Origin of the sequence: Micromonospora sp. CPCC 205561 (assembly GCF_036906775.1) — a bacterium.
Taxonomy (GTDB): Bacteria; Actinomycetota; Actinomycetes; order Mycobacteriales; family Micromonosporaceae; genus Micromonospora.
This window is the reverse complement of record NZ_JBAKHV010000017.1, coordinates 48,736-75,280: the sequence shown is the minus strand read 5'-3', so window position 1 is coordinate 75,280 and position 26,545 is coordinate 48,736. Positions and strand designations below refer to the sequence as shown.

Sequence of the window (26,545 nt, the reverse complement as noted above, 5' to 3'; positions counted from 1 at the left end):
CCGATCGGCCACGGGTTCTGGCCACCCGGCCAGCTCTCTGGCCCGATGGCGGCGGTGCGGGCCCCGGCGGGCCGCGCACGATGAGGCGATGAGCGAATCGACGGTGCAGTTGCGCCCGCCGCGCCACCGGGTGGCGCGGCGGGCGATCGGTTACTGGACGGTCCGGTCGCTGCTGGGAGCCGTCCCGCCGCTGGCCGGTCTCGCCGTGGCGTACGCGGTGTTCGAGTCGGCCCGGACCTGGTCGGGGCCGCTGCTGGTCGCGGTCGCGGTGCTCGCCGCCGGGCACGCGGCGGTGGTGCCGTCCTGGCGGTACGCGGTGCACCGGTGGGAGAGCACGGCGGAGGCGGTGTACGCGACCTCGGGCTGGTTCGTCCGGGAGTGGCAGGTCGCCCCGATGTCGCGGATCCAGACCGTGGACCGGGTGCGCGGCCCGGTGCAGCAGCTGTTCGGGCTGGCCACGGTGACCGTGACGACGGCGTCGGCACACGGGGCGATGCGCCTGGTCGGGCTGGACGCCGACGTGGCGGCCCGCACCGCGGGGCAGCTCACCGAGCTGGTGCGGCGGACCCCCGGGGACGCGACGTGAGCGGCGTGCCCTGGCGCCGCCTCGACTCGCGCGTGGTGTGGGTCGACGCGGCGCGCAGCCTGCTCTCCCTCGCCCCGGTCGGGCTGGCGGTGACGGTGTTCGGGGTCGAGCCCGGGTCGGCGACGCTGTGGCCGGTGCTCACCGTCGCGGTCGTCGGCGTCACCGGTGCGGCGCGGGACCTGCTGCGCTGGTCGAAGACGCGCTACCGGGTCACCGAGGAGCGGGTGGAGATGCGCACCGGTCTGCTGTTCCGCACGCACCGGTCGGTGCGGCGGGAGCGGATCCGAAGCGTCGAGGCGACGGCGTTGCTGCGCCACCGGCTGGCCGGGCTGCGGGTGGTGACCGTCGGGGCCGGCCTGTCCGGCGGCGGGCAGGCGGTGGTGCGGCTCGACGCCGTGACCGTCGAGACGGCCGGGCGGCTGCGCCGGGAGCTCCTGCGCGGCGTGCCCGACGAGGCGAGCGCGACGGTCGGTGCCGTCGCGGCGGACGCGGGTCCCACGAGGCACGACGGCGGACAGGTGGCCGCCGGTGACTCCGCCTCGGTCCTCGCCCGGATCCGTTGGTCGTGGGTCGTGCACAACGTCGTCAACTGGTGGGCGTTCGTGATGGCGGCCGGTCTGCTCTGGGGCGCCTACTGGACGGCCCAGTCGTTCGGGCTGGACGCCGCCGGCACTGTCGCGGGGCTGGTGGACTGGCGCTCGTTGGGCGCGGGCCGCACCGTCGTGCTGGGGGTCGCCGCCGCCGGGGCGCTCGGCGTGCTCGGCATGGCCGTCGCGTTCGTCGCCGAGTACTGGGACTTCCGGCTGCTGCGGGTGCGCACGCCGGCGGGCACCGTGCTGCGTACGACGCACGGGTTGTTCAAGACCCGCGAGGTCGACCGGGACGACGACCGGCTGCGCGGTGTGGAGATCGCCGAGCCGGTGCTGTGGCGGTGGATGGGCACGGCGGACACGAACGTCATCACCACCGGCCTGAAGGTGTGGAGCATGACGCCCGCGACGACGATCCTGCCGCGTGGTCCGGTGCGGGTGGCCCGCGCGGTCGCGGCGGCGGTGCTGGAGGCCGACCCGAGTCCGTTCGCCGCGCCGCTGCGTCGCCATCCCCGGGCGGCGCTGCGCCGTCGCGTCGGCTGGGCGGTGCTGACCGTGGTGTCGGCCACCGGTGTGCTGGCCGTGTCGGGCGACGCCCTGGGCTCCTCCCGCCTCTGGCTGGGCGGCGTCGCGTTGGCGCCGCCGGCGCTGCTCGCGGCCGGGGTGGCGTACCGGTCGCTGGGGCACGCGGTCTCCGGTGGGCACCTCGTGGTCCGCTCGGGCCTGGTGAGTCGGGCGACGGCGGCCCTGCGGGGCGGGGCGGTGGTCGGCTGGCGGGTGCGCCAGAGCGTGTGGCAACGCCGGCTCGGGCTGGCCACCCTCGCCGCCGCCACCGCGGCCGGGCACGGCCGGTACGCGGCGATCGACGTCGCCGCCGACGACGTGACCGGCCTGGCCGAGCGGGTCCTGCCCGGCCTGCTCGCCCCCTTCGTCGTCGATTCGCCGAGGCCTGGTCCGTCGGCGGTGGGCGTTGCCGCGACCGCGCCCGGGCGGGAGACCGGCGGGGGCCTCTCGTCGCCGTCGGCCGGCTTCGACCCGCAGTCGAGGGTTCCCGGACGTGAACGGGTTGAAAAGGGCGCGACGCCGGGAGCGGCACGCTGACTCCGCCGAGGCCGGACCTATGTGCCGCTGCCGGACGGATCCGTCTACCCGGCCGCTGGCCGATTTCGCCCCCGCGCCTCGGAGGCATTGCCGTGTGCAAGCGAAGGCCATCGGTCCGCGGCCCACTCCGGCCAGCCCAGCCACCCCGGTGGCGGGCCGGGGATGTCGCCGCCGCCGAGTTCGGCGGCATCTGGTGCCTGGAACTGCTTCCGCCATGTGTCGATGTCCGCCTCGCTCATCGGAAATGTCGTGTGCGCTGCGGTTGCCTGGCGGTGTGCGATCCGGGCACGTTGGACATCGGTGTCGATGGGCAGGTAGATGACCCGGCAGGCTGCCCCGGCCGATGTTGCCAGCCAGCGCAGTGCCGACCGTTCGTCGCGGCTCCAGAGCCCGAAGTCGAGCACGACGTCGGTGCCCAGGCGCAGCGCCTGCAGGGCTAGTGCGATGAGCCGTCCTTCCAGCAAGTCGCGCTTGCCCTCGGGCTGCGGCCCGTCGAACAGGGAGATCATCCACTCGTCGGGGGTCAGCCGCAGCGCGCGGTGCGCCGCGGCGAGTTCTTCGGCCCGGGTGGTTTTTCCGGCGCCGGGGAGCCCGACCATCAGGAGAAGCTTGGCGGGTTGGCGCCGCACGTCATGGTTCGGCCTCGCATTCGCGGTGGCTGCGGCCAGCTTGTCGGTGCCGGCAAGGAATGCCTCGGACGCGCGAGGGAAAGAATCTTGGTGCGGTGGAGGGAACTGCTGCGACATGGATTGCTCCCCGGAGCATGCAGGGCGATCCGGCAGCACAGGGAGACACGCGGGTTGACTGCCGGCGGGACACTGATCCGGCGGTACGCCTGGCACTGACCCCGGCGGGGCAGGCAGTGAGGCCGCGGTTCTCGGCAACCGCGATACCGCCGCTAAGCGGCGGCGCGGATGTTCATGGCGGCGAAGCAACCCATGCGGTCACCATAGCCAACGACGCCAGCACGGTCGTCGACCGCTGCCGCGATCAGTGACCGTCCGGTCTTGCCTTTGCCGATCGGCTCAGCGGCTCCAGGTCGTCGTCGGTGTCTTCGGCGTTGAGGGCGAGGTCTTCTGGCCCCTGGTGTCGCGGTTCTTACCAACACCCCCGGGTGCGCCGGCGGTGGGCGCCGCCGCGACCGCGCCGGGGGTGGGAGACCGGCGAGGGCCTCTCGTCGCCGTCGGCCGGCTTCCACCCGCGGTTGAGGGTTCCCGGCCGTAAACCGGTCGAAAAAGGGGCTTAGCCCTCAATAAGCGTTTCAATGAAAAAATTGAGGCATGGATGTTGGGGAAATGAAGCGGTACATCTGTGCGACGTTCGCCGGGGTGAGCGCCCCGGAGGCCAACGGGGACACCTTCTTCGTCTACGACCCCGACCGGGACCTGCCCGCCGAGCGGCAGCTGCCGTTCGCGACGCTCGTGACCGGCGACCACTACGACGACGCCTCGGCGCTGAGCCGGCCGGGGGCCTGGCGGCTCAACATCGGCCTGCCCCGTGCCGCGTACGCCGCGCTGTTGCCGGGACGCGGCGGGTCGGATGCCGACGTGGACCACACGGCGGCGGACGTCCTGCTGCCGCATCCGGTCTACGCGGGGCAGCACTGGGTGTGTGTCGTGAATCCCGGCGAGGCGACCCTGGGCACCGTGCGGCAACTGCTGGCCGAGGCGTACGAATTCGCCGTCCGCAGGCACCTCAACCACCGGAACCGGCGGGCATCGTCCTGAGCTGTCCCGGCTCGGGTGTCGGCTGGCTCGACGAACCTGATGCGCGCAGACTGCCATCGGCGGCTGACCCCTGGCTCAAGGTCTCAGCCGGGGCGCGGTGTCAACCGAATGCGGCTAGGACAGCGCTGCCGCAAGGTCGGTGGCGGCCTCATACGCAGCAGCAGCCCGTGTGGCTTCGTCCGCGCTCAACGCGACACGGTCAACGCGGGCCAGCATCTCGGCCGCCGTGGCCGGATCGTTCAAAGCCATCGCTACCTCAGCGCGGTAGACGAGCACCTCCACCAACGTGACCGGGTCGTCATCTGCCTCGGGATGGGCCAATGCACTGTCAAGAATCCGCGCCGCCTGTCGGGCGTCCCCTCTGGAGTCGGACTGCACGACGGCGTTCGCCATCGCCTTGCCCAGCCGCCCGGTCGGTGCCGGCGCGGGGGAGGCCGGGGCGTTCTGGAAGACACGGATCCAGTTGCCGCCTGGATCGATGACGCTGAAGCCGCTCAGCCCGTCGGCGTTCTTCCGCGCCCGGGGCCGGGTCATCCGCGGCGTCCCGGAGACCAACACCTTGCCGTACGCGGCACGCATTCCCGCCGCGAAAGCCCGGTACAGCTGCCCCGTGTCCGAGGTCAGCACGAGACACGAACCGTAGGACTGTGCCGGATCGAACCCCGCGATCTCGAAGAACTGCAGATGTAGATCCTCACGTTGCAACCCCACGGCCGGGTTGGGCTTGCGCTGCTGGTAAGTGGTGTGGAAACCGAGCACCTCGTAAAAGGCGACGATGTCGTCGATAGACGCGCAGGGCAGCAGGGGAACGGTTACCTCGTTGGTCACCCGTACTTCGTAGCCGTTGCGTATGGGCACACGCACATGGAAATGGCCGATCGTCAGCCACAGACGACTGAACGGCTGATGCAGCGCAAGCTGCGCTGGTCCACCAGCGACCTCTACCGACACTCACCTCCGAAGAATGCCTACCGACCGCAGGGCTGATGATCCAACCTTTGCCCCCTGCCGAACGTCATCACCGCGCCGCGGTGTCCGTGATCCCGCTGCCGGCCGCTCGGCGCCGGTGGCTCTCGTGGTCGCCAGGGCGCATTCCTCGACCGGTTCCGCGACGACCCGGCACCCGCGCCACCTGCAGCGAGACCCTGCGCCGGCTGCGCGAGACCGTCGCCGACCAGCTGCCGATCGCCGCGCTCACCCCAGAGCTCTACGAGCAGACGATGACCCGTTGGGACGAGCGGGCCGCGAACACCTGGGACAGGCGCCTGTCCGCGCTCACCTCGTTCACCGCCTACTGCCGCCGTCAGGACCGGCTGACGACCGACCCCGGCCGGCGCCCGGAACGCCGCAAGGTCACCCCGATCCCGGGACGAGGCCGTCCCGGGATCGGGGTGGAGCGGCTGTTCACCGACGAGCCGCAACCCGCTGCGCGAGCGGTGCTGTGGCGAATGCTCTACGAAACCTGCGCCCGCACCGAGGAGACCCTCGGCCTCGACGTGCCCGACCTCGACATGGGGGTTTCGCCCCGCCTGGTCACCGAGAAAGGCAGCGACCGTGCCTACGTGCAGTCTGCGAAGATATTAACGGATTATCGGTAATGAAAATCTACTAACCTGCGCGGACGAAACGGGCATAAAGACCACACATCATAATGACAGTTAGTGTGCATAACGAATCAGGTTGGTGCAATCGGGCGCGAAGGCGCCCCTCAGCGCCCGTCGCACCGCAGTCGGGTGAGTGATCGGCGCAGACCGGACGCCGGGTCTGCTCCGGTTCAGCCGGACGCGTCCATCAGGGCGGCGACATAGGCGACCAGTCGCTGCTCGACGACTCGCGTCGTCAGGTCCGTCCTGCCCGCCTCGCGCCATGGCCGCGCCACCGCCCGCACTTCCTCGGAGCACGCCAGCGCGTCGCGCACATGCCAGTACAGCCGCTCGCTCGCGGCCGCGGCCAGCTCCCCGCCGGCCTCCTCGTACGCCTGCGTGAACCGCGGGCCCCAGGCCGGGCCGTGCAGCAGCGCGAGATTGGTGGCGCAGTGCGCCACATCGAGATCCGCCGGGCCCCAGGAGGTACCCGCCCAGTCGACGACCCCGGTGATCCGGGCCCCTGCCGACGCGGGGGACGCCACGTCGAACAGCACGTTGCCCGGTTGGAAGTCCCGGTGCAGGAACCGCCCCGCGCAGGGCGGTGCGGGCCGGCGGATCACGTCGATCGCCGCGGCCCAGGCCGCCGCGTCGGCGCCCTTCGGAGTCACCACGGTGTCGGCGGTCGTCAGGGTCACGTACTGTCGGGGCCGCTCGGCGGGGCGCACCGCGTGGATCGCCACGAGCTGACGGGCCAGCAGGAGGACGCGCGTCTGCGCGCCCTCGTCGTGCAGGACGCTGCGGCCTGCCAGATGCGTCATCAGGAGCGACGGATACTCGCAGTGCGCGGCGGTCGGATCGAACGCGACCAGTCCAGGAGCCGGCACGCTGGTCCGCGCGAGCAGGGACAGGGCGTCGGCTTCCCGGTTCAGCCAGTCCTCGGCGTGTCCCAAGTACGACGGGTCGACGAAGCTGCGCAGCACCAGGGCGCGGGTGCCGCCGTCGGGCCTGCCGACGGTCATCCTCCGCATCCGGGCGGTGATGCCGCCGCGCAGCACCTCGATGCCGACGATTCGTTCGCCGGGCTCCAGGTGCCGACCCACCCAGGCCAGTGTCGACGGCGGGACGGAAGCCTCGTCATCGTGGATGGTCACCGTGCCACCTCATCATCGGCGGGGCGGCAGGCGCGCGGTCTGCCGCCCCGCCGTGTGCGCCGCGCCGGTCGGTCACCGCTGCTGTGCGGCCTGGCGGCCGTAGCCGGCCCGGGCCTCGGCGACCTCCGCCGCCCGGCGTTCGCGCCATCGCCGCTGCGCCTCGCGGTTGCAGACGCGGCATGCCCGCCGGTAGCGGCCCGTGCCGGGGTCGAGTTCGCGGTCGTGGCCGTTGCGGCAGGTGGCGTGCGGTGTCCGGCCGCGGCAGGTCTCGGCGCGGCTGACCTGGCGCAGGTGGCTCGGCTCGATGCAGTCCGGCACCCCGCACGAGTGGTGGACGTCGAGGTCGGGGTCGTAGCCGCCGACGAAGACGACGAAGGCCGCGATGTGCGCCCAGGCCCGCCCGGCGAGCTTCTGGTGCACGCCGCGCCGGTCGCCGTAGCCGCGCACGACGAGGCAGCCGCTGGCGAGGCGGGTGGAACGGTCGAGCAGGTGGGCGCGCAGGGTCTCCTCGGTGAAGTGCCGGGACAACCCTTTGACCTGTGACAGCACCCGGTCAGGGTAGTGAACCGGCGGGGCACCGGCACGGAGCGTCAGGTCCGCGCGCCGCCGAGGCCGAGCAGCACCGCGAGGCCCAGGGCGCTGCGCGGGGCGTACGGGACGCGCCACAGCCCGCCGTGTGCCGCGCCGTACGCCTCGTCCTGCCACGGGTGCGGCAGGGCCGGCCGGCCGGCACGCAGGTCGTGCACCAGCAGCGCGGCCATGAGCGTGTTGCTGGTGGCCGGGTCGAACACCTCGATGCCGAAGCGGTGCGCGCCGGCGTACGCGGCGGCCAGGGCCCGGTTGCGCAGCACCGAGCGGGTACGGGTGGGCGGGGCGACCGTGAACGACACCGTCGCCCCGGCCTCCCGGGCGACCGTCGCCCGCCACCGCTGCAACCGCTTCGCCAGCGCGTAGTTGGGGCCCTGCTGCGGCACCAGGCTGTCGTTGACGCCGGGGTCCGCCCCCGGCGGGTAGTTGCGGTGCAGGAGCCTGCCGCCGGAGGCCACCCGCAGCGACCGCCGCAGGACGCCGCGGGCGGCGTAGCCCCGCTCGGCGTGGCGTACGGCGTCGCCGGGCACGGCGAAGACGTCGGTGGGGGTGGCCAGGAACGCCAGCGCCGTGTTGTCGCGCTGCTCGCGCAGCCGCAAGGTGAGCGCGTCGACGGCCGTGGCGACCCGGACGTTGGTCGCGCCGTCGGCGTAGACGTAGTTGCCCAGCACGAGCCGGCCGTCGAGGCCGAGCAGCCAGTCGGCCACCTGCGGGAGGTTGTGCAGCAGGTCGGCGCCCGCGCGGGCGGCCAGCGCGCCGTCGTCGGGTGCGGTGTCGGCCGGCACGGGCAGGTGGAGTCGGCCGCCGCAGCGGCGCGTCGTGTGCAGCAGGCGCCGCCAGATGTCCGGCCGGGGAAGGTCGACCGCGACGACGTCGCCGCCCCAGCGCAGCACGGAGGGCAGCGGCCCCATCTCCGCGCCCGCGCCGAGCACCACGACGCGCTGGTCGCGCAGGTCGAGCCAGTCGGGGTTGGCCAGCACGGCGCGTACGGCCTCCGCGCAGGACGGCTCGACGACGCCGGCGGCGACCCACGCGTCGAGCCGGCGGCGCAGGTCGTCGCCGCGCAGCCGCCGGCCCCGGTACGGCACGGACAGCTCGCGTTCGACCTCGCCGGTGCCCGCCACCGTCGCGGTGTGCAGCGGCTCGACGTCCGTGCCGACGGCGAACACGTCGCCGAGGCGGGTCTCGGTGCCGTCGGCGCGCAGCACGCTCATCCGGGAGTGCAGGGCGGCGAGCCCGTCGCGGGCGATCGTCACCGCGGCCTCGCGGGAGAGCAGTCCGGCCTCGACGAGCCGCCGGAAGTGCCCGAGGTATCCGTGCCGCCAGTTCGTCTCGTGCTCGACCGCACGCGCGCCGACCGGGTCCACGGCACGCAGGGCGTCGGCGACGACCGCGCGCCCGAGCGCGGACGTGCTGCGTGCCCCGTCGGTCTTCGGGAACACCACCCCGGTCGGACCCTCCACGAGCACCGTCCCTTCGCCGCCGGCCGTCCGGCCGCCCCTCGGTCGTCGGTGCCACTCTGCCGCACCCGGCGCCGGCGCGCAGAACCGGCAGGGGTCGGATTCGGGCCGCGCCCTCCGGCTGCGGCGCGGCTGGTCGGTCGGCGGCCCGAAATGACGTGCGTCGCGCGCCGGCCGGCTGGCAGGGTGGCATGACAGCACAGGTGCTGGCGGGCGCGCTCGCCGACGACGTACGGCGGCGGGTCTTCGCGGCGATCGTGCTGGCCCACCTGGCGAGGTCCTTCGAGCCGGGGGTGCGCTATCCGGAGCGGGCGGTGGACGAGGTGCTGCGGGGCCGGTGCGAGGCCGGCGGCTGCGACCACGTGGCGCTACCTCGTCGACGAGTCGTTGCTGGCCCGGGAGCGGGGCGTGTACTGGCGCGTCGGCGACTGACCCCGCCCTCGCCGCACCGTCGACACGTTCGCGGTCCCGGCTTGACGACGCGTGCGTGGCGCGCTAAAACGGAAGCAGAAGTTGAGTCAGTCAGACTCAACTTGGAACCTTCGGCCAGGAGAACCGAGGAGGCACGACCATGCTGATGCGTACCGACCCGTTCCGTGAGATCGACCGGATCACCGAGCAGTTCTTCGGCACCGCCGCGCGCCCCGCGGTCATGCCGCTGGACGCCTACCGTGACGGCGACTGGTTCTACGCGGCGTTCGACCTGCCGGGCGTGGACCCGGACAGCATCGACTGCACCGTCGAGCGCAACGTGTTGACCGTACGCGCCGAGCGCCGCCGGGCCAGCGGCGAGAACGTCGAACTCGTCGCCGCCGAGCGTCCGATGGGCACATTCACCCGGCGACTCTTCCTCGGCGACACCCTCGACACCGACAAGCTCGAGGCCGGCTACGACAACGGCGTGCTGACCCTGCGCATCCCGGTGGCGGAGCGGGCCAAGCCCCGCCGGGTCACCATCACCGCCGCCGCGGGCGGCAACGGCCGCCGGGAGATCAACGCCTGAACCGGCATCTCGGGGCGGGACGGCCGACGACGGCCGCCCGCCCCGACGCGCGTCCGCGGCCCGCACCCGCCCCGATCGCCGGCGCCGGTGCCGCCCGCCCGCCCGGCAGGCGAGGCGAGGCGAGGCGATCGGGTAGGGCGCGCCTCCGCCCTTTTCCCACCCGACTCTGGGAACCTTTTTCACATGCTGTCGTCGAACGCGCCGGTGCGTACCCGCCCGGCGTCCCCGCCCGCCCTGCCCGGCGGGCCCACCGACTTCACCGAGGCCTGGCTGCGCAACCGGCGGCTGTCCGAGCACACCCGCGACGCGTACCGGCGGGACGTCGCCGGCTGGCTCGCCTGGTGCGCCGCGCACGAGCTGGACCCCCTGCGCGCGAACTTCCTGCACGTCAACGAGTACGCCCGGGAGTTGGAGAGCACGCTGGGCGCGCGCAGCGGCAAACCGCTCACCCCGGCCACCGTCGCCCGCCGGCTCTCCGCCCTGTCCAGCTGGTACGACTTCCTGGTCAAGCTGCGGGCGGTCGAGGCCAACCCGGTGTCCGGCGCCGACCGGCCCCGCATCGACCGGGACCACTCCGCCACCGTGGGGCTCACCCCCGAGGAGGTCGACGCGCTGCTCGCCGCCGCCGAGGCCGACACCGGGCCCACCGCCGCCCGCAACCGGGCCGCGATCGCGCTGCTGGCCGACCTCGGGCTGCGCGTGGGGGAGCTGGTCTCGCTCGACCTGAGCGACCTGGGCGCCGAGCGGGGCCACCGCAGCGTGCGCTTCGTCGGCAAGGGCGGCAAGCCCCGACGCCGCGCCCTGACCCCCGGCACCGCGTACGCGGTCGACGCCTACCTGGCCCAGCGGGCCGCCGCGCTCGGCGTGGCGGTGCCCGACCTGACCGGCCCGCTGCTGGTCACCGCCACCGGGGCCCGGCTGGACCGGCACGCGGTGTTCCGGCTCGTGCGCAGGCTGGCCCGCGACGCGGGCATCGCGGCCTGGGCGAGACTGTCACCGCACTCCCTGCGGCACGCGTTCGCCACCACCGCCCGCGCCGAGGGCGTCCCCCTGGAGGACGTGCAGGACGCGATGGGTCACGCCGACCCGCGCACCACCCGGCGCTACGACCGCGACCGGCACAACCTCGACCGTGACCCCGCGTACGCGGTCTGGGCGGCCCGCGCCCGCCGCCGCGGCTGACCGCCGCCCACCGCCAGCGTCCCGCCGGGAAGGCAGGCGGGCGGCGGCCTACGGCTGCGCCAGCACGAGCACCCGGCTCAGCGCGCCGATGCTTCCCGGGGCGCCGGCGACGACCAGCACGTCGCCGTGGGCCAGGACGAACCCCAGCCCCGGCGCCGTGCTCGTCCGTCCGTCGCGCACGACGGCGATGACGCTCACTCCCTGGACACGCGCGACGACCTCGGCCAGCGGGTGGCCGTCGTACGGCGAGGCGGCCGTGACCGGCAGTTCGGCGACGCTGATCGACTCGGAGTGCCGCTCCAGGTGGGCGACGTGGTCGATGGTGGCGACGGGATGCAGCAGCTCGGCCACCTCCTGCGCCTCCGTCTCGGTGAGGGTCAGGGAGCGCTCGACCGTGTCCGGGTCGCCGGGCGCGTAGACGACGAGGTCGCGTCGCCCGCCGCGGTGGCAGACGACCCCGAGCGCCTGGCCCTCGCCGGTGTGCAGGGTGTAACCGACGCCGATTCCGGGCAGCGGCACACGTTCGATCTGCATCATTGCCTCCTGTCCTGTGGCGCGGCGTGGGGCGGCCGGCTTCGCCGGAGGAGGTCCGCGGCGGCGCCGGTCGCGGGCCTCGTCGCAATCGTCGGTCGTCCGGCGTACGACGGCATCGGGGCTGACACCCATTCTCCGGCGCCGGGTGGAAGATGGGTGCGGGCACGGATTCACCGCGCCTGCCCCGGCCGGCAGGCTGACCACGACGAGGACGGCGGCGCCGGGTGCCTGCGTCGGCGGGGAGCGCGACGCGCCCCCGGTCGGGAGAGGGAGGTGGTGTCGTGTCGCTGTTCTGGCGCATCTTCCTGCTCAACGCCGCCGTGCTCGTCGCCGCCACGCTGCTGCTGCTCGGCCCGGTCACCGTCTCCACCCCGGTGCTGCTCACCGAGGCCGTCGTCCTGACCGTGGGCCTGGCCGCCATGCTGGTCGCCAACGCCGCGCTGCTGCGCGTCGGGCTGGCGCCGCTGCACCGGCTGACCCGGGCCATGACCACCATCGACCTGTTGCAGCCCGAGCCGCGCCCGGTCCCGGCCGGGCAGGCCGACATCGCCGACCTGATCCGCGCGTTCAACGCCATGATCGACCGGCTGGAGGCGGAACGGGCCACCAGCGCCGCCAGTGCCCTGTCCGCGCAGGAGGCCGAGCGGCGCCGCATCGCCCAGGAACTGCACGACGAGGTCGGTCAGACGCTGACCGCCGTCCTGCTCGAACTCGGGCAGGTCGCCCGGCACGCGCCCGAGGCGGTGCGCGTGCAGCTGGTGCAGGTGCAGGAGACCACCCGCGACAGCCTCGACGAGATCCGCCGCATCGCGCGCCGGCTACGCCCCGGCGTACTGGAGGAACTCGGCCTGACCAGTGCCCTCAAGGCGCTCACCGCGGAGGTCACCGGGCACACCGACCTGACCGTGCGCCAGCACCTCGGCGCCGACCTGCCGGCCCTCGACGGCGAGGCCGAACTGGTGATCTACCGGGTCGCCCAGGAGGCCTTGACCAACACGGTCCGGCACGCGGGGGCGACCGGCGTCGAGCTGTCCCTGGCCCGCGAGGCGGGCCACGTGCGGTTGCGGATCCGCGACGACGGCCGGGGCGTCGGCGACGCCGCCGAGGGCGCCGGCATCCGCGGCATGCGGGAGCGGGCCCTGCTCATCGGCGCCCAGTTGAACGTGACGGCAGGCCCGCGGGGCGGCACCGAGGTGCGGCTGCGGGTACCCGTCGACGAACCGGAGGGACGGCCGTGACCACCCGCATCCTGCTCGCCGACGACCACGCACTGGTGCGCCGGGGCGTACGCCTCATCCTCGACGGCGAACCGGACCTGACGGTGGTGGCCGAGGCCGGCGACGGCGCGCAGGCCATCGCCCTGGCCCTCAGCGAGCGCCCCGACCTGGCGATCCTCGACATCGCCATGCCGCGGCTGACCGGCCTGCAGGCGGCCCGGGAGCTGTCGCGGCAACTGCCGGGCCTGCGCATCCTCATCCTCACCATGTACGACAACGAGCAGTACTTCTTCGAGGCCCTCAAGGTCGGCGCCAACGGGTACGTGCTCAAGTCCGTCGCCGACCGCGACCTGGTGGAGGCCTGCCGCGCCGCCGTACGCGACGAGCCGTTCCTGTATCCCGGTGCCCTCAACGCCGTCGTCCGCACCTACCTGCAACGCGCCGCGCGCGGCGAGAGCCCGCCGGCCAGGGCCATCACCGAACGCGAGGAGGAGATCCTCAAGCTCGTCGCCGAGGGACACTCCTCCAAGGAGATCGCCCGGCTGCTCTTCATCAGCGTCAAGACAGTCGAACGGCACCGGGCGAACCTGTTGCAGAAGCTCGGCCTCAAGGACCGGCTGGAGCTGACCCGCTACGCCATCCGCGCCGGCCTGATCGAGGCCTGACGGGGCTCAGCAGAGCACGTCCAGGTGGTGGTGCGCCTCGACAGCGATCTCCTCGTGCCGCAGCCACCGGCGCGCCCACAGCCGGGCCGCCAGCTCCGCCTGCTCGTCGCCCCACGCGGCGTGCTCCACCAGCAGCGCGGCGGTCAGCGCATGCGCCATCCGCAGCGCCAGCCCGCGCGCGCCGGCGACGAGCGCGGCGGCCCCCGGCTCGGCGGTGACCTCCGCCAGGGCGGCCCGCAACTCCCCGGTCACGGCGGCGAGCGTGTCGGCCAGCGTGGGTGACAGCGGCCGGGCCAGGTCGGCGGCGGCACCCAGACGGCGCAGCAGCGGCGCGCCGGCGTCCTCCCGGGTGACGGCGCGCAGCACGTCGAGGGCGAGCACGTTGGTGGTGCCCTCCCAGATCGGCAGCACCTGCGCGTCGCGCAGCAGCCGGGGCACGCCGGTGTCCTCGACGTAGCCGGCCCCGCCGAAGCTCTCCACGTACTCGCTGGCGCAGGCCACCGCGAGCCGGCCGGTGGCGAGCTTGGCCAGCGGCGCCACCACGCGCAGCTCGGCCACGGCGCCCGGGTCGGCGCCGACCTCGATGCGGCCCAGCAGCGCGAAGGCGTGCCCGGCCAGGGCGAACGCGCCGGCGGCGTCGACGGCCAGGGCGCCGAGGGTGGCCCGGTGCAGCGGATCGTCCGCCAGCGCTCCGCCGGCCACGTGCCGGGCGGTGGCGTACGCGCGGGCGTAGGCCAGGCCGCGGCGCATCCCGCCGGCCGCCGCGGCGGCGTTGTGCACCCGGGTCACCACGACCAGGGTCATCGCCCGGGCCAGCCCCGGCACGGCCGGATCGCCCAGCGGCAGCGCGTACGCGTCGCGCAGCCCGATCTCGGCGGTCGGCAGCGCGCGGGTGCCGAGCTTGTCCTTGAGCCGGTGCAGCCGCACCCCGGGGGCGGGCGCGTGCGGGGCGGCCCCGCCGGCCAGGGGCGAGTCGGCGGCGTAGCGGGGCACCAGGAACGGGGCGAGCACGCGGCTGCCCCGCCCGGCGCCCTCCGGACGGGCCAGGGCGACCGCCATCGCCGAGTCGGCGGCCGAGCAGAACCACTTCTCGCCGGTCAGCCGCCACGACCCGTCGGCGGCGGGCCGGCCGACGGTGCTGGATCGGCCCAGATCGGAGCCGCCCTGCGACTCGGTCATCCACTGCCCGCTGGTGATCGCGGTGTCCGGGTCGGTGCTGACCAGCCGGGGCAGCCAGGCGTCGCGCACGTCCGGGTCGACCCCGGGGAGGCTGAGCAGCGCCGCCGCCCCGTCGGCCATCGCCACGGGGCAGGAGAAGGTGGCCGACTCCGGCCCGTACAGGTGCAGCAGGGCGTGCTGCACGACCCGCGCGGCGGCCCCCCAGGTGGCGCGGGCGGACTCCAGGTAGGGCAGGGCGACCACGGCGTGGCGGGCGGCGGCGGCGCGCTGGGCCTGCCAGCCGGCGGAGGTGTCGACGCGGTCCACCCGGGCGCCCCACGGGTCGTAGCGCACCAGGGTGGGTGGGTGTGCCTCCGCGTCGGCGTGCGCGGCGCGCAGCGGCCCGGCCACGTCGGCGGCCAGGTCAGCCAGCCGGCCCTTCGCGGCGGCGTGCCCGGCCGCGCCGAGCTGCCGCTCCAGCCACGAGCGCAGCAGCCGGTCACCGGTGTACGGGTCGTCGGGTGCCGGCATTGGCTGCACGAATCGGGTCATCGACTGTCTCCCGGCGGCGTCGGAGGGGTCTGCGCCGACGGTAGACGATGCGGTGCCGCGGGCGACAGGGCGACTTTCCTGCGGACGGGCCCGCCGGTTCTCTACGGTCGACGGGTGGGCGCTGAGCAGCCGTGGAGCCGGCCGGCCCGGCGGCGCCGCCCGGTGCGTACCGGGCTGGTGTTCGCGGGCCTGGGCGTGCTGCTGTGCTGTGTCGGGGTGGCCGGGCTGGGCGCCTGGAACGTGCAGGTGGTCACGCAGGCCAGCGGCCCGGTGCGGGAGAGCGCCGACGGTTTCCTGCGCTCCGTCGCCGCCGGCGACAGCGACGGCGCGTACGACCGGCTCTGCGCCGACGCGCGCACGCGGTGGAGCCCGATCGGGTTCGCCAGCTGGGTGCGTACCCCGCCGGTGGTCGACGACTACGAGATCGTCGACGTGTCGGTGGCGACCCGGGGCGGTCGTCCGCGCGGCACGGTGACGGTGCGGCTGACCCGCGACAGCGGCCTCAGCGAGGAGCGGAAGCTGTCGGTGGTGCGCGAGGACGGGGACTGGCGGGTGTGCGGTGACCCGTACTGAGCCGGCCCCTAGCCGCGGGGGCCGAGCTCGCCGGCCCGGTAGTGCCGCCGGCAGAGCACCTGGTAGCGCACCTCGGCGCTGTCCAGGGTGTCGCCGATGACGACCTGCAGGCCCTCGCGGACCACCCGCCCGTCGACGACCCGGGCGTTGAGCAGCCCTTCGCGCCCGCACCAGCAGAGCACCTCGACCTGGATGCGGGCCACCTCGTCGGCCAGCTCGAAGAGTCGCCGCGCGGCCGGGAACAGGCAGGAGCGGAAGTCGGTGGCCAGCCCGAACGCGTACACGTCGACGTCGTAGCTGTCGACGAGTTCGGCCATCTGCTCGATGTGCTCCAGGTTGTAGAACGACGCCTCGTCGCAGATCAGGTAGTCGACGCGTACGCCCTCGGCCCAGGTGTCGCGCACGAGGGCGCGCAGGTCCAGCTCGTCGGTGACCTCGACGGCCTCGTGGGCCAGGCCGATGCGGGTGGTCACCTGCGGGCCCAGCGAGCGGTCGATGCGGGTGGTGACCAGGCCGCGGCGGCCCTGCCGAGAGTGGTTGTGGTTCATCTGCAACGCCATGGTGGACTTGCCGCAGTCCATCGGTCCCCAGAAAAACTTCAACGCCGCCGCGTGCAGCGGACGCCCGTCGACGCCCCGCGCCGCGGCGCAGCCGGCGGGGGAGTCGTCGGGGCCCAGCGGGGGGCGCGCCAGACAGGTCGGGGCGGCGGCGTGGTCGGTCACGGTCGGGCAGCCTAGCCGATCGACACCGCCCGATCGGCCCGCCTCAGAGCACCCGGGGCGGGGTGTTGCCGGCGGCGACGATGGCCCGCCGGATCGGCACGGCCAGCAGCAGCAGGAACCCGACGACGAAGAAGATCAGCAGGGAGACCAGGCCCACCCGGTAGGAGTTGGTGAGCTGGAACACCAGGCCGAAGGCCAGTGGGCCGAGCCAGCTGGTGCCCTTGTCGCTGATCTCGTAGAAGCCGTAGTACTCGCCCTCCTTGCCGGCGGGGATGAGCTGGCTGAACAGCGACCGGCTCAGGGCCTGGCTGCCGCCGAGCACCAGGCCGATGGCCGCGCCCAGGATCATGAACGGCAGCGGGGCCTCGGCCGGCAGCCGGAACGCGCCGAGGATCACCCCGGTCCAGAGCACCAGGCTGATCAGCACCGTCTTCCACGCGCCGATGCGCTTGGCGAGGGCGCCCAGCAGCAGCGCGCCGCCGAAGGCGAGGAACTGCACCAGCAGGATGGTGATGATCAGGGTGGTCTGCCCGAGCTTCAGCTCCTCGGTGCCGTACTGGCTGGCCAGGGCGATGACGGTCTGGATGCCGTCGTTGTAGACCAGGAACGCGAGCAGGAAGAACAACGTCAGCGGGTACGCCTTGATCTCGCGCAGGGTGCGTCCGAGCTGCCGGAACCCGTCGGTGAGCGGGTTGCCGCCGGCCAGCGCGGCGGCGGTGGGGCGCTCGCGCAGCCAACGCAGCGGCACCAGGGTGAACAGCGCCCACCACACGCCGGCGGAGACGATCGACCAGCGCGCCAGGTCGAGGGTGCGCTGGTCGTTGCCCTCCTCGCTGAACAGGGTGACCACGACCAGGTTGAGTGCCAGCAGCAGGCCGCCACCCAGGTAGCCCAGCGCCCAACCGCGGCTGGAGATGCCGTCGCGGTCGTCGGGGCCGCCCAGTTGCGGCAGGAACGAGTTGTAGACCACGACGCCGGCGCCGAAGGCGATGTTGGCGACGAGGAAGAGGGCCCCGCCGAGCAGGTACCGGTCGCCGGTGACGAAGAGCATGCCGACGGTGGCGCCGGCGCCGGTGAACGCGGCGGCGGCGAGCAGCCGCTTCTTGTGCGCCGACCGGTCGGCGATCGCGCCGACGACCGGCAACGCGAACACGGTCAGGAACACCGACAGCGACACCAGGTACGGGAAGTACGAGCCGGCGGCGACCTTGACACCGAGCGGGTAGACGTAGCCGGAGCAGTCGTCGGCACCGAGTTCGCAGCCGGCCGCGAGTTTGGTGACCGTGGTCAGGAACGGGCCGAGGAACACGGTGATCACGGTGGTGGAGAAGGCGGACATCGCCCAGTCGTAGAAGTACCAGCCGCTGCGTTCGCGGCGGGTGCTCGCCGGGGCGGGCGTGTCGCCCACCGCGGGGGTGACGGTCTCGGCCATCGGGGTCCTTCGACGCTCAGGCGGCCCAGTGGCCGCGGCTGCGGTAGACGTCGCGCAGCACGCCGACGTGATCGGTCATGATGCCATCCACTCCAAGATCAAGTAACTCGTGCATCTCGGCAGGTTCGTCGATCGTCCAGACGTGCACGTGCAGGCCGAGTCGGTGGGCGTGGCGCAGGAACCGGCGGTCCACCACGGGCACCCGCCCGTAGCGCACCGGCACCTGCGCGGCGATCACCGAGGGGGGCAGCCGCAGCGGCCGACCGGTCAGGGAGGCCATCCGCAGCCGGGCCACCCCGCGCATGCCGAGGCTGGTGGCGACCCGGCCCCCGGTGAGGGCGCGCAGCCGCGCCAGCCGGGCGTCGCTGAACGAGGCCAGCAGTACCCGCTCGGCGGCGTTGGCGCGCCCGACGGTGGTCACGGTCGGTTGGACGCCCCCGTCGGCCTTGACGTCGATGTTGAACCGCACCGCCGGCCAGGCGTCGAGGACCTCGTCGAGGCGGGGCACCACGGCGGCGCCGCCGACGCGTACGGAGGCCAGGTCGGCCCAGCGCAGCTCGGCGATGCGCCCCGGCTCGCCGGTGACCCGGGTGAGGGTGGCGTCGTGGAAGACCACCGCCACCCCGTCGGCGGTGCCGTGCACGTCGGTCTCGACGTACCGGTAGCCGAGCTCGATCGCGCGGGCGAACGCCGCGGTCGTGTTCTCGTCGCCCTCGGCGGCGCCACCGCGGTGGGCGAACGCCAGCGGCGCGGGGGCGTCGAGAAACGGGTGGCCGGTGAGCACGCGACGCAGTATGCCGGTCCGCGCCCGCCGCCCGGCGGCCAGCCCGCGCACCGCCGCCCGCCCGACCGGGCCGCCGCCTCCTCGGCCGGCCCCGAGATCGCACCCACGCAACGTGATGTTCGCGCCGTGTCACCTTGCGTAGTCGACTTCGGGGAGCAAGGTGGGCACCATTCTCGCGCTTTGCTCTGCACCCCGATCCGCACCACGCCGTTGAGCTGCCGGTTCATCTCGCGCTCGGAGGCAGACCGCGTCGGCGGATCTCACTCTCGGTCGCCGGTGCGTGGATGGCTGCAGAGCAAAGGGGCGGCGAGGGAGGGCGGCGGGGCGGCGCGGCCCGTGCGCTGTGTGACGCCCAGCCGCGAAGACGAGCCGGAAGGGCCGCTCGGCGTGGGCGCGTGGAAGCGGACATGGAGCGGCGACGGGGCCGGCGCCAGTCGGCCGCCTGGGGTCGCACAGCACCCGGGCCGCACCCGCCACCGGGCCGGCCCGCGGGGCTGGGAGCCGGTCGTCGTGGCCGGCAGGGGCCCGGGTGTCGGTCGCGTCCGGGCGCGGCGCGGGTGTCAGCGGGGCTGGCGGCGAGCGTGGGAGCGGCTGGTGTCGGTGGGGCGCCCGGGGTCGACGTGCCGGGGAAGCTCCGGTTCGTCCGGGCGCAGCGGGACGAGGGCGTCGGTGATGGCGTCGATGATCCGGTCGGTGGCGTGCCGGGCCGCACCGGGCGTCGCGTGGGCCACGTCGGCCAGGTCGACCGGGTCACCGAAGTGCACCCGCAGCACGGGGCGGCGCCACATCGCGCGGGCGAGCCCGCGCAACAGCCCCTCGGGGGCCCGGTAGGGCACCACCTCGTGCGAGCCCCACTGGGCGACCGGGATCACCGGGGCGCCGCAGGCCAGGGCGAGGCGCGCCGTGCCGGTCTTGCCGCGTTCGGGCCAGATGCCCGGGTCCAGCCCGATGCGCCCCTCCGGGTAGACCAGGATCACCGAGCCGGCGGAGACCGCCGCGGCGGCGTCGTCGAGGGCGCGACCGACGGCGGCGGTGCCCCGGTCGACGCGCAGGTGCCCGGCGTGACGCATGGCGGCGCCGAGGACGGGGGCGCGGAAGAGTCCGCCGGTGGCCATGAACCGGGGGGCGACACCCCGACTCCGGCAGGCGGCGGCGAGCACGACGGGATCGAACGGGCTGATGTGGTTGGCGGCCAGGATCAGCGGGCCGCGGCGCAGCGCCTCGGGCACGTCGCCGCTGACCCGCAGGCGGGCCACGAGCGCGACGACGACGCGGGCGAGTACCTGCGCGACGCGCCAGATCAGGGGCGGCCGCCAGCTCGGGCGGGTGGTCTCCATCAGCGCGCAATGGTCGCACGCGCGCCCCGCGCGCCCGGCGCGGGGTTCACGCGGCGCCGGCACGGCGGGCCGTCCGGCAGGGGTGATCAGGGTCATCGGTCCCGGGCCGCTTGGGGACCGCCGTCCCTGCCGAATCCTCTACGACGAGCGGTAGTATTTACTACGTCCCGTAGTATGCACAGCCTGGGGGGTACTGGTGGACGCGTTGGACGTCGCCCGCTGGCAGTTCGGTGTCACCACCGTCTACCACTTTCTCTTCGTGCCGCTGACCATCGGCCTGTCCGTGCTGGTGGCGATCCTGCAGACCATGTGGCACCGCACCGGCGACGAGAAGTACCTCAAGCTCACCAAGTTCTACGGCAAGCTCTTCCTGATCAACTTCGCCATGGGCGTGGTGACCGGCATCGTGCAGGAGTTCCAGTTCGGCATGAACTGGAGCGACTACTCCCGCTTCGTCGGCGACATCTTCGGCATCCCCCTGGCCATCGAGGCGCTCGTCGCGTTCTTCCTGGAGTCGACCTTCATCGGCCTGTGGATCTTCGGCTGGGACCGGCTGCCCAAGCGGCTGCACCTCGCGACCATCTGGGCCGCGGCCATCGGCAGCAACCTCAGCGCCTACTTCATCCTCGCGGCGAACTCGTTCATGCAGAACCCGGTCGGCTACCGCATCAACCCCGACACCGGCCGCGCCGAACTCACCGACTTCCTCGCCCTGCTGACCAACAAGGTTGCCCTGATCACCTTCCCGCACACCATCGCCGGCGCGTTCCTGGTGGCCGGCTCGCTGCTCGTCGCCGTCGCCATGTGGCACCTGGTGCGCAACCGCGACTCCGCCGACACCCCCGCCTACCGCTTCGCCGCCAAGTTCGGCTCCTGGGTCACCCTCGTCTCCGCCGCCGCCGTCGCCATCACCGGCGACATCCAAGGCAAGATCATGACCCAGGTGCAGCCCATGAAGATGGCCGCCGCCGAGGGCCTCTACAGCACCGAGAGCCCCGCCTCGTTCTCCGTACTGACCATCGGCAGCCTCGACGGCAGCCGCGAGCTGTTCGCCCTCAAGATCCCGCACCTGCTGTCCTGGCTGGGCACCGGCGACCCGAACGGCACCGTGCAGGGCATCAACGACCTCCAGGCCCAGTACGCCGCCCAGTACGGCGCCGGCAGCTACACCCCGATCATCCCCGTCACCTACTGGAGCTTCCGCTTCATGATCGGCTTCGGGATGGCCGCCGCCGCCATCGCCCTGCTGGTGCTCTGGAGCCAGCGCAAGGGCCGCACCCCCACCAACAGGTGGCTGCTGCGCGCCGGCCTGGTCATGCCCCTGCTGCCCCTGGCCGCGAACTCCTTCGGCTGGATCTTCACCGAGATGGGCCGCCAGCCGTGGATCGTCTTCGGCGAGATGCTCACCCGCGACGGCGTGTCCCGCAGCGTCTCGCTGGCCGAGGTGCTCACCTCCTTCACCGCCTTCACCCTCGTCTACGCCACCCTCGCCGTGGTCGAGGTCAAACTGCTGCTGCGCTACGCCAAGGCCGGCGTACCCGACCTCACCCCGAACCCCGACATCGACGACAGCCACGACGACGCCGAACGCCCGCTCGCGTTCGCCTACTGACCACCGGAGACCACCGTGGAACTCACCACCATCTGGTTCCTGCTCGTCGCGGTCCTGTTCACCGGATACTTCATCCTCGAGGGCTTCGACTTCGGCGTCGGCATGCTGCTGCCCGTGCTCGGCCGCGACGACCGGGAACGCCGCGTCCTGATCAACACCATCGGCCCCGTCTGGGACGGCAACGAGGTCTGGCTCATCACCGCCGGCGGCGCCATGTTCGCCGCGTTCCCCGAGTGGTACGCCACCCTCTTCTCCGGCTTCTACCTGCCGCTGCTGCTGATCCTGCTCGCCCTCATCATCCGCGGCGTCGCCTTCGAGTACCGCCACAAGCGCCCCGAGGCGTCCTGGAAACGCCGCTGGGACACGGCGATCTTCGTCGGCTCCGTCGTGCCGGCCGTGCTGTGGGGCGTCGCTTTCGCCAACATCCTGCGCGGCGTACCGCTGGACGCCGACCACGAGTACGTCGGCGGCCTGCTCGACCTGCTCAACCCGTACGCCCTGCTCGGCGGCGCCACCACCGCGGTGCTCTTCCTCGCCCACGGCGCCGTGTTCATCGCACTCAAGACCGTCGGCGACGTCCGCGAACGCGCCGGCGCCCTGGCCGTACGCCTCGGCGTCGCCGCCGCCGCGCTCGCCGCGACCTTCCTGACCTGGACGCTGACCATCCGCTCCAGCCCGGCGGCCGTCGTCCTCGCCGCCGGCGCGGCACTGGCCCTGCTCGGCGGCCTCGCCGCCGCCCGGGCCCGACGGGAGGGCTGGGCGTTCACCGGCACCGCCGTGGCGATCGCCCTGGCCGTGGCGACGCTCTTCGCGGCGCTCTTTCCGAACCTGCTGCCCTCCACCGCGGACCCGGCCGGCACGCTGACCGCCACCAACGCCGCCTCCACCCCCTACACCCTGAAGATCATGACCTGGGTAGCGGTGATCTTCACCCCGATCGTGCTGGCCTACCAGGGCTGGACGTACTGGGTGTTCCGCAAGCGCATCGGGGTGGCCCACATCCCGCAGCACTGACCCGCCCCCGCCCGGTGGCCGCGCGCCCCGCCGCCGCCACCGGCCACGACCGCGGGGGCCGACGCGACACCCGCGTCGGCCCCCGCGGCCCGCACACCCCTCAGCCCGCCTCGCGCAACTCCGCCAGGCGCGCCTCGATCTCCGCCAGCTCCGCGCGCAACTTCTCCGCCTGCTGCTCCGCCTCGGCCCGCTCGGCGGCCATGATCTGCTCCACCGCCTCGTGCACCCCCGGCACGTCCACCAGCGCCACCATCCGCAGCGCCTCGGCCGGCTTCACCACGTACGGCTTCGCGAGCGACTTGCTGCCCTGCTGCGCCGCCACCGTCCACTCGCCATCGGCGTACGCCAGCGTCACCGACAACCCCGCCGGGCCCTTCGGCTTCACCGCCTTCACCGCCCGCCGCGCCGGAGCAGCCGGCTTCGCCTCCGCCGGCTCCACCTTCGGCTCCTCCCGCCGCTGCTGCGGCGCCCGCTCCCGGTCCAACACGAACTCCGGCTCCGCCGGCTCCGCCACCGCCGGCTGCTCCGGCTGCTCCGGTTGCGGCTCCGGCGCCCTACGCCCGGCGCCCCGCGGCGCCACCGCCACGTCGGCGGGGGAGAAGGGCAACTCGTCACGGCCGAACCGGACCACCACGAACTCGTCCGACACCGCCGGATCGGTCAGCTCCACCACCTGACCCAGCTGGCCGGCGACCTGACCCGCCGAGGCGGTGAACACCACCTTCGGCTTGCGGCCCGCCGCCAGCGCCTCCCGGATGCTCCGCACCTCGTCAGTGGACAACCCCTGGCCAGCGGTACCCATCAGCGACCTCTTCCCTCGTACACCTGTACAGATGCTGCCTTGATACCAGCCCGCCCCGACAACCGGAAGATCAACCCCCCCAGCGCCCGCAACGCGGCGTCCGCGTGGTCGTTCATGTTCAGCTCGCTGTGGATGACCTCGACCACCCGCCGGTCGGCGCCGATCACGAACGTCATCCGCCGCGTGCTCAACGCACCCAACGGCAACCGCCGCCGGACCCCGAACAGATCCGCCACCGCACCGTCCGCGTCCGACAGCAGCGGATAGTCGAACCCGTGCCGCCGGGAGAACTCCGCCTGCCTCGCCACCGGATCGCGGCTGATCCCCACCCGGGTCGCGCCCACCGCCGCGAACTCCGCCGCCAGGTCCCGGAAGTGGCAGCTCTCCGCCGTACACCCCCGCGTCATCGCCGCCGGATAGAAGAACAACACCACCGGACCGGCAGCCAGGAACTCCGACAGCCGCCGCGGCGTACCCGTCTCGTCGGGCAACTCGAAATCCCGCACCACGTCCCCGACACCCACACCCGCCACCGCGCACCTCCACGTCACCGACCACCGAAGCGCCGAGCCTATGCGCCGGCCCACGAACCGCCCCGGTAGCGTCGGCACCGCAGCCACGACAGGGGAGAGGCACCTTGAGACCGGTCACCGTCATCACCGGCGGCAGCCGCGGCATCGGCGCCGCCACCGCACGCCGCCTCGCCCACGCCGGACACCACGTCGCCTTCAGCTACCGCCACGACCGCACCGCCGCCACCGCCGTGCTCGCCGACATCGAAGCCACCGGCGTACGCGGCCTCGCCGTCCCCGCCGACACCCGCGACCCCGACCAGGTCACCACCCTCTTCGACGCCGCCGCCGACCTCGGCGAGATCACCGGCCTGGTCAACAACGCCGGCGTCACCAGCCCCATCGGCGCCTTCGTCGACCTCGACCCCACCGACCTGCGCCACGTCGTCGACGTCAACCTCATCGGCTACGTCCTCTGCGCGCAACAGGCCGCCCGCCGGATGAGCGACGGCGCCGCCATCGTCAACGTCTCCTCCGCCGCCGCCACCCTCGGCAGCCCCGGCGAGTACGTCCACTACGCCGCCGTCAAGGCCGCCACCGACACCCTCACCACCGGCCTGGCCAAGGAACTCGCCCCCCGCGGCATCCGCGTCAACGCCGTCGCCCCCGGCATCATCCGCACCGACATCCACGCCCTCTCCGGCCAACCCGACCGACCCGACCGGGCCGCCACCCGCATCCCGCTGGGCCGCGCCGGCGAGCCCGACGAGGTCGCCGCCGCCATCGCCTGGCTGCTCGGCCCCGACGCCACCTACACCACCGGAACCGTCCTGCGCGTCGCCGGCGGCCTCTGACCCGACCCACCGCCCATGCGACGATGCACCCCGTGACCGGAGTATTCGGCGACGTCGCCGACCTGTACGACGACGTACGCCCCGACTACCCAGCCGCCCTCGCCGACCTCATCCGCGACTACCACGGCGGCACCCCCGACACGATCACCGAGATCGGCGCCGGCACCGGCAAGGGCACCGCCATCCTGCTGCGCCTCGGCGCGCCCGTCACCTGCGTCGAACCCGACCCCCGCATGACCGCCCGACTCACCGCCACCTTCCCCCAGGTGCACGCCGTCACCAGCACCTTCGAGCAGTGGCAGCCACCCGCCGGCGGCGTACCCCTGCTCGCCTGCGCCCTGGCCTGGCACTGGCTCGACCCCACCACCCGCAACCCCCGCGCCCACGACGCGCTCACCCCCGGCGGCACCCTTGCCGTCTTCGGCCACCGCTACGGCTACGCCGACCCCCGACAGGCCCACGCCGTGGCCGCCGCGCTGCGCGCCATCGACCCCACCGCCCAGGAACGCCCCACCGGCTGGTTCCAGCAGGACATCACCGACAGCGCCCTGTTCACCGACATCCACGCCGACACCATCGACCGCGACCTCCCCCTGGACACCGAGAGCTACCTGCGCCTGCTGCGAACCTTCGGCCCCTACCGGCAGCGAAGCGCCGAACAGCAGGCCCAGGCGAGCACCGCGCTGCGCCGCCTCGTGGACGACTTCGGCGGCACCGTCGTGCTGCGCCTGCACACCACCCTCGTCCTCGCCCGCCGCCCCCGCACCGACCGACCCTGACGCCACGGCGGCCGACCGGGGCCCCGCGCCGAACCCGGGCGCGCCCGCCAGCGTGCCCGAGCCCACCGGGCACCCGCGAGCCGGCCGCGCCGACCACGCGATGTGGCACGATCCCACACGTGACCAGCAAACCCACCGAGGAGCAGCACCTACGCGACCTCGCCCGGCTGCGCCGCGTGCGCGACCGCATCGACCGGGAGCACGCGCAGCCGCTGGACGTCGAAGCCCTCGCCCGCGGCGTCAACATGTCCGCCGGGCACCTCAGCCGCCAGTTCCGGCGCGCCTACGGCGAATCACCGTACGCCTACCTGATGACCCGACGCATCGAACGCGCCATGGCCCTGCTGCGCCGCGGCGACCTCACCGTCACCGAGGTCTGCTTCACCGTCGGCTGCTCCTCGCTGGGCACCTTCAGCACCCGCTTCACCGAACTGGTCGGCGAGTCGCCCAGCGCCTACCGCGCCCGCACGGCCCACGCGACGGCCGAGCCGCCGCCGTGCATCACCAAGCAGGTGACCCGACCGATCAGGAATCGAGAAGCACGCCCCACCCGGCCACAACTAGCCTGACCACCATGAACGTCACCATCCACCACGCCTTCCTCCCGCACACCGATGCGGACGCCGCCCTCACCTTCTACCGCGACACCCTCGGCTTCGAGGTCCGCAACGACGTCGGATACGACGGGATGCGGTGGCTCACCGTCGGCCCCCCGAACCAGCCGGGCACCTCCATCGTCCTGCACCCACCGGCCGCCGATCCCGGCATCACCGACGACGAACGCCGCACCATCCTCGAACTGATCGCCAAGGGCAGCTACACCGCCGTCACCCTGGCCACCGACGACCTCGACGGCCTCTTCGCCCGGTTGCAGGCCCGCGACGCCGAGGTCGTCCAGGAACCGACCGAGCAGCCGTACGGCGTGCGCGACTGCGCCTTCCGCGACCCCACCGGCAACCTGATCCGCATCAACGAACTGCGCTGAACCCACCAGCGAACACAGACCCGGCCAGGCAACGCCCGA

Annotated in this window: 29 protein-coding genes; 16 read left to right on the top strand and 13 right to left on the bottom strand. The window is 73.6% G+C overall.

What is annotated here, in order from left to right; translation table 11 throughout:
* Positions 1-88 precede the first annotated feature (88 nt).
* Both V6V16_RS12115 and V6V16_RS12110 read left to right on the top strand, forming a co-directional pair.
* The gene (locus V6V16_RS12115) at positions 89-586 is read left to right on the top strand and encodes a PH domain-containing protein (protein ID WP_334562085.1); all 498 of its coding nucleotides are present in this window, start codon (positions 89-91) and stop codon (positions 584-586) included.
* Positions 583-2,277 carry a PH domain-containing protein gene (locus tag V6V16_RS12110; RefSeq protein ID WP_334562084.1) on the top strand — a complete coding sequence of 565 codons (1,695 nt, stop codon included), beginning with the start codon at positions 583-585 and terminating at the stop codon, positions 2,275-2,277. The genes V6V16_RS12115 and V6V16_RS12110 overlap by 4 nt, the downstream gene beginning before the upstream one ends.
* Before the next feature lie 44 nt (positions 2,278-2,321).
* On the opposite strand, the gene V6V16_RS12105 is transcribed toward V6V16_RS12110, so the two are convergent.
* Positions 2,322-3,023: an AAA family ATPase gene (locus V6V16_RS12105; protein ID WP_334562083.1), complete on the bottom strand. Its 702-nt coding sequence runs from the start codon at positions 3,021-3,023 to the stop codon at positions 2,322-2,324.
* A 534-nt stretch (positions 3,024-3,557) separates the two neighbouring features.
* Between V6V16_RS12105 and V6V16_RS12100 the strand changes: the two genes are divergently transcribed.
* Positions 3,558-4,004: a DUF6194 family protein gene (locus tag V6V16_RS12100; RefSeq protein ID WP_334562082.1), complete on the top strand. Its 447-nt coding sequence runs from the start codon at positions 3,558-3,560 to the stop codon at positions 4,002-4,004.
* Positions 4,005-4,118: 114 nt separating this feature from the next.
* Here the strand turns inward: V6V16_RS12100 and V6V16_RS12095 are convergent, their stop codons facing one another.
* Positions 4,119-4,832 carry a VOC family protein gene (locus tag V6V16_RS12095; RefSeq protein WP_334562103.1) on the bottom strand — a complete coding sequence of 238 codons (714 nt, stop codon included), beginning with the start codon at positions 4,830-4,832 and terminating at the stop codon, positions 4,119-4,121.
* A 158-nt stretch (positions 4,833-4,990) separates the two neighbouring features.
* On the opposite strand from V6V16_RS12095, the gene V6V16_RS12090 reads away from it, so the two are divergent.
* Complete coding sequence (locus tag V6V16_RS12090; RefSeq protein ID WP_334562081.1) at positions 4,991-5,602, top strand: hypothetical protein; 612 nt, start codon at positions 4,991-4,993, stop codon at positions 5,600-5,602.
* Positions 5,603-5,778: 176 nt separating this feature from the next.
* On the opposite strand, the gene V6V16_RS12085 is transcribed toward V6V16_RS12090, so the two are convergent.
* From V6V16_RS12085 to V6V16_RS12075, 3 genes are all read right to left on the bottom strand, one after another.
* Positions 5,779-6,741, bottom strand: coding sequence for a phosphotransferase family protein (locus tag V6V16_RS12085; protein WP_334562080.1), 963 nt, complete (start codon positions 6,739-6,741; stop codon positions 5,779-5,781).
* A 72-nt stretch (positions 6,742-6,813) separates the two neighbouring features.
* Positions 6,814-7,290 carry an HNH endonuclease gene (locus V6V16_RS12080; RefSeq protein ID WP_334562079.1) on the bottom strand — a complete coding sequence of 159 codons (477 nt, stop codon included), beginning with the start codon at positions 7,288-7,290 and terminating at the stop codon, positions 6,814-6,816.
* Between the two features lie 41 nt (positions 7,291-7,331).
* On the bottom strand, positions 7,332-8,792 hold the full coding sequence (locus V6V16_RS12075; RefSeq protein WP_334562078.1) for a hypothetical protein: 1,461 nt from the start codon (positions 8,790-8,792) through the stop codon (positions 7,332-7,334).
* Positions 8,793-8,980: 188 nt separating this feature from the next.
* Here V6V16_RS12075 and V6V16_RS12070 point away from each other — a divergent pair, with 188 nt between their 5' ends.
* The 3 genes from V6V16_RS12070 (at position 8,981) to V6V16_RS12060 (ending at position 10,974) form a co-directional block, all read left to right on the top strand.
* A complete protein-coding gene (locus V6V16_RS12070; protein ID WP_334562077.1) occupies positions 8,981-9,367 on the top strand; it encodes a DUF2087 domain-containing protein in 387 nt (128 codons plus the stop codon).
* Positions 9,361-9,792: an Hsp20/alpha crystallin family protein gene (locus V6V16_RS12065; RefSeq protein WP_334562076.1), complete on the top strand. Its 432-nt coding sequence runs from the start codon at positions 9,361-9,363 to the stop codon at positions 9,790-9,792. Before V6V16_RS12070 ends, V6V16_RS12065 begins: the two co-directional genes overlap by 7 nt.
* A gap of 183 nt (positions 9,793-9,975) precedes the next feature.
* Positions 9,976-10,974, top strand: coding sequence for a tyrosine-type recombinase/integrase (locus V6V16_RS12060; protein WP_334562075.1), 999 nt, complete (start codon positions 9,976-9,978; stop codon positions 10,972-10,974).
* Between the two features lie 48 nt (positions 10,975-11,022).
* On the opposite strand, the gene V6V16_RS12055 is transcribed toward V6V16_RS12060, so the two are convergent.
* Positions 11,023-11,508, bottom strand: a complete 486-nt coding sequence (locus V6V16_RS12055; protein ID WP_334562074.1) for a cation:proton antiporter regulatory subunit — start codon at positions 11,506-11,508, stop codon at positions 11,023-11,025.
* Between the two features lie 281 nt (positions 11,509-11,789).
* Here V6V16_RS12055 and V6V16_RS12050 point away from each other — a divergent pair, with 281 nt between their 5' ends.
* Positions 11,790-12,746: a HAMP domain-containing sensor histidine kinase gene (locus V6V16_RS12050; RefSeq protein WP_334562073.1), complete on the top strand. Its 957-nt coding sequence runs from the start codon at positions 11,790-11,792 to the stop codon at positions 12,744-12,746.
* Positions 12,743-13,390, top strand: coding sequence for a response regulator transcription factor (locus tag V6V16_RS12045; protein WP_334562072.1), 648 nt, complete (start codon positions 12,743-12,745; stop codon positions 13,388-13,390). The genes V6V16_RS12050 and V6V16_RS12045 overlap by 4 nt, the downstream gene beginning before the upstream one ends.
* A 6-nt stretch (positions 13,391-13,396) precedes the next feature.
* Here the strand turns inward: V6V16_RS12045 and V6V16_RS12040 are convergent, their stop codons facing one another.
* Entirely contained in the window at positions 13,397-15,100 is a 1,704-nt protein-coding gene (locus V6V16_RS12040) for an acyl-CoA dehydrogenase family protein (protein ID WP_334562071.1), read from the bottom strand.
* A 114-nt stretch (positions 15,101-15,214) separates the two neighbouring features.
* Between V6V16_RS12040 and V6V16_RS12035 the strand changes: the two genes are divergently transcribed.
* Entirely contained in the window at positions 15,215-15,673 is a 459-nt protein-coding gene (locus V6V16_RS12035) for an Rv0361 family membrane protein (RefSeq protein ID WP_334562070.1), read from the top strand.
* An 8-nt stretch (positions 15,674-15,681) separates the two neighbouring features.
* Here the strand turns inward: V6V16_RS12035 and V6V16_RS12030 are convergent, their stop codons facing one another.
* The 4 genes from V6V16_RS12030 to V6V16_RS12015 form a co-directional block, all read right to left on the bottom strand.
* Positions 15,682-16,395: a thymidine kinase gene (locus tag V6V16_RS12030; protein ID WP_334562069.1), complete on the bottom strand. Its 714-nt coding sequence runs from the start codon at positions 16,393-16,395 to the stop codon at positions 15,682-15,684.
* A 43-nt stretch (positions 16,396-16,438) separates the two neighbouring features.
* A complete protein-coding gene (locus V6V16_RS12025) occupies positions 16,439-17,827 on the bottom strand; it encodes an MFS transporter (RefSeq protein WP_334562068.1) in 1,389 nt (462 codons plus the stop codon).
* A gap of 16 nt (positions 17,828-17,843) precedes the next feature.
* Positions 17,844-18,611: a glycerophosphodiester phosphodiesterase gene (locus V6V16_RS12020; RefSeq protein ID WP_334562067.1), complete on the bottom strand. Its 768-nt coding sequence runs from the start codon at positions 18,609-18,611 to the stop codon at positions 17,844-17,846.
* A gap of 560 nt (positions 18,612-19,171) precedes the next feature.
* Positions 19,172-19,948: a lysophospholipid acyltransferase family protein gene (locus V6V16_RS12015; protein ID WP_334562066.1), complete on the bottom strand. Its 777-nt coding sequence runs from the start codon at positions 19,946-19,948 to the stop codon at positions 19,172-19,174.
* A gap of 196 nt (positions 19,949-20,144) precedes the next feature.
* On the opposite strand from V6V16_RS12015, the gene V6V16_RS12010 reads away from it, so the two are divergent.
* A complete protein-coding gene (locus V6V16_RS12010; protein ID WP_334562065.1) occupies positions 20,145-21,560 on the top strand; it encodes a cytochrome ubiquinol oxidase subunit I in 1,416 nt (471 codons plus the stop codon).
* A gap of 15 nt (positions 21,561-21,575) precedes the next feature.
* Positions 21,576-22,574 (top strand): cytochrome d ubiquinol oxidase subunit II, encoded by a 999-nt coding sequence (gene cydB / locus V6V16_RS12005; protein WP_334562064.1) that lies wholly within the window; start codon positions 21,576-21,578, stop codon positions 22,572-22,574.
* Between the two features lie 100 nt (positions 22,575-22,674).
* On the opposite strand, the gene V6V16_RS12000 is transcribed toward cydB, so the two are convergent.
* Together V6V16_RS12000 and V6V16_RS11995 are read right to left on the bottom strand one after the other, a co-directional pair.
* A complete protein-coding gene (locus V6V16_RS12000) occupies positions 22,675-23,376 on the bottom strand; it encodes a hypothetical protein (protein WP_334562063.1) in 702 nt (233 codons plus the stop codon).
* Complete coding sequence (locus tag V6V16_RS11995; RefSeq protein ID WP_334562062.1) at positions 23,376-23,909, bottom strand: peroxiredoxin; 534 nt, start codon at positions 23,907-23,909, stop codon at positions 23,376-23,378. Before V6V16_RS11995 ends, V6V16_RS12000 begins: the two co-directional genes overlap by 1 nt.
* A 104-nt stretch (positions 23,910-24,013) precedes the next feature.
* Here V6V16_RS11995 and V6V16_RS11990 point away from each other — a divergent pair, with 104 nt between their 5' ends.
* The 4 genes from V6V16_RS11990 (at position 24,014) to V6V16_RS11975 (ending at position 26,506) form a co-directional block, all read left to right on the top strand.
* Positions 24,014-24,742 carry an SDR family oxidoreductase gene (locus V6V16_RS11990; protein ID WP_334562061.1) on the top strand — a complete coding sequence of 243 codons (729 nt, stop codon included), beginning with the start codon at positions 24,014-24,016 and terminating at the stop codon, positions 24,740-24,742.
* A 32-nt stretch (positions 24,743-24,774) separates the two neighbouring features.
* On the top strand, positions 24,775-25,521 hold the full coding sequence (locus tag V6V16_RS11985) for a class I SAM-dependent methyltransferase (protein WP_334562060.1): 747 nt from the start codon (positions 24,775-24,777) through the stop codon (positions 25,519-25,521).
* 119 nt (positions 25,522-25,640) lie between these two features.
* Positions 25,641-26,090 (top strand): helix-turn-helix transcriptional regulator, encoded by a 450-nt coding sequence (locus V6V16_RS11980; RefSeq protein WP_334562059.1) that lies wholly within the window; start codon positions 25,641-25,643, stop codon positions 26,088-26,090.
* 5 nt (positions 26,091-26,095) lie between these two features.
* A complete protein-coding gene (locus tag V6V16_RS11975) occupies positions 26,096-26,506 on the top strand; it encodes a VOC family protein (protein ID WP_334562058.1) in 411 nt (136 codons plus the stop codon).
* The last annotated feature ends 39 nt before the right edge of the window (positions 26,507-26,545 follow it).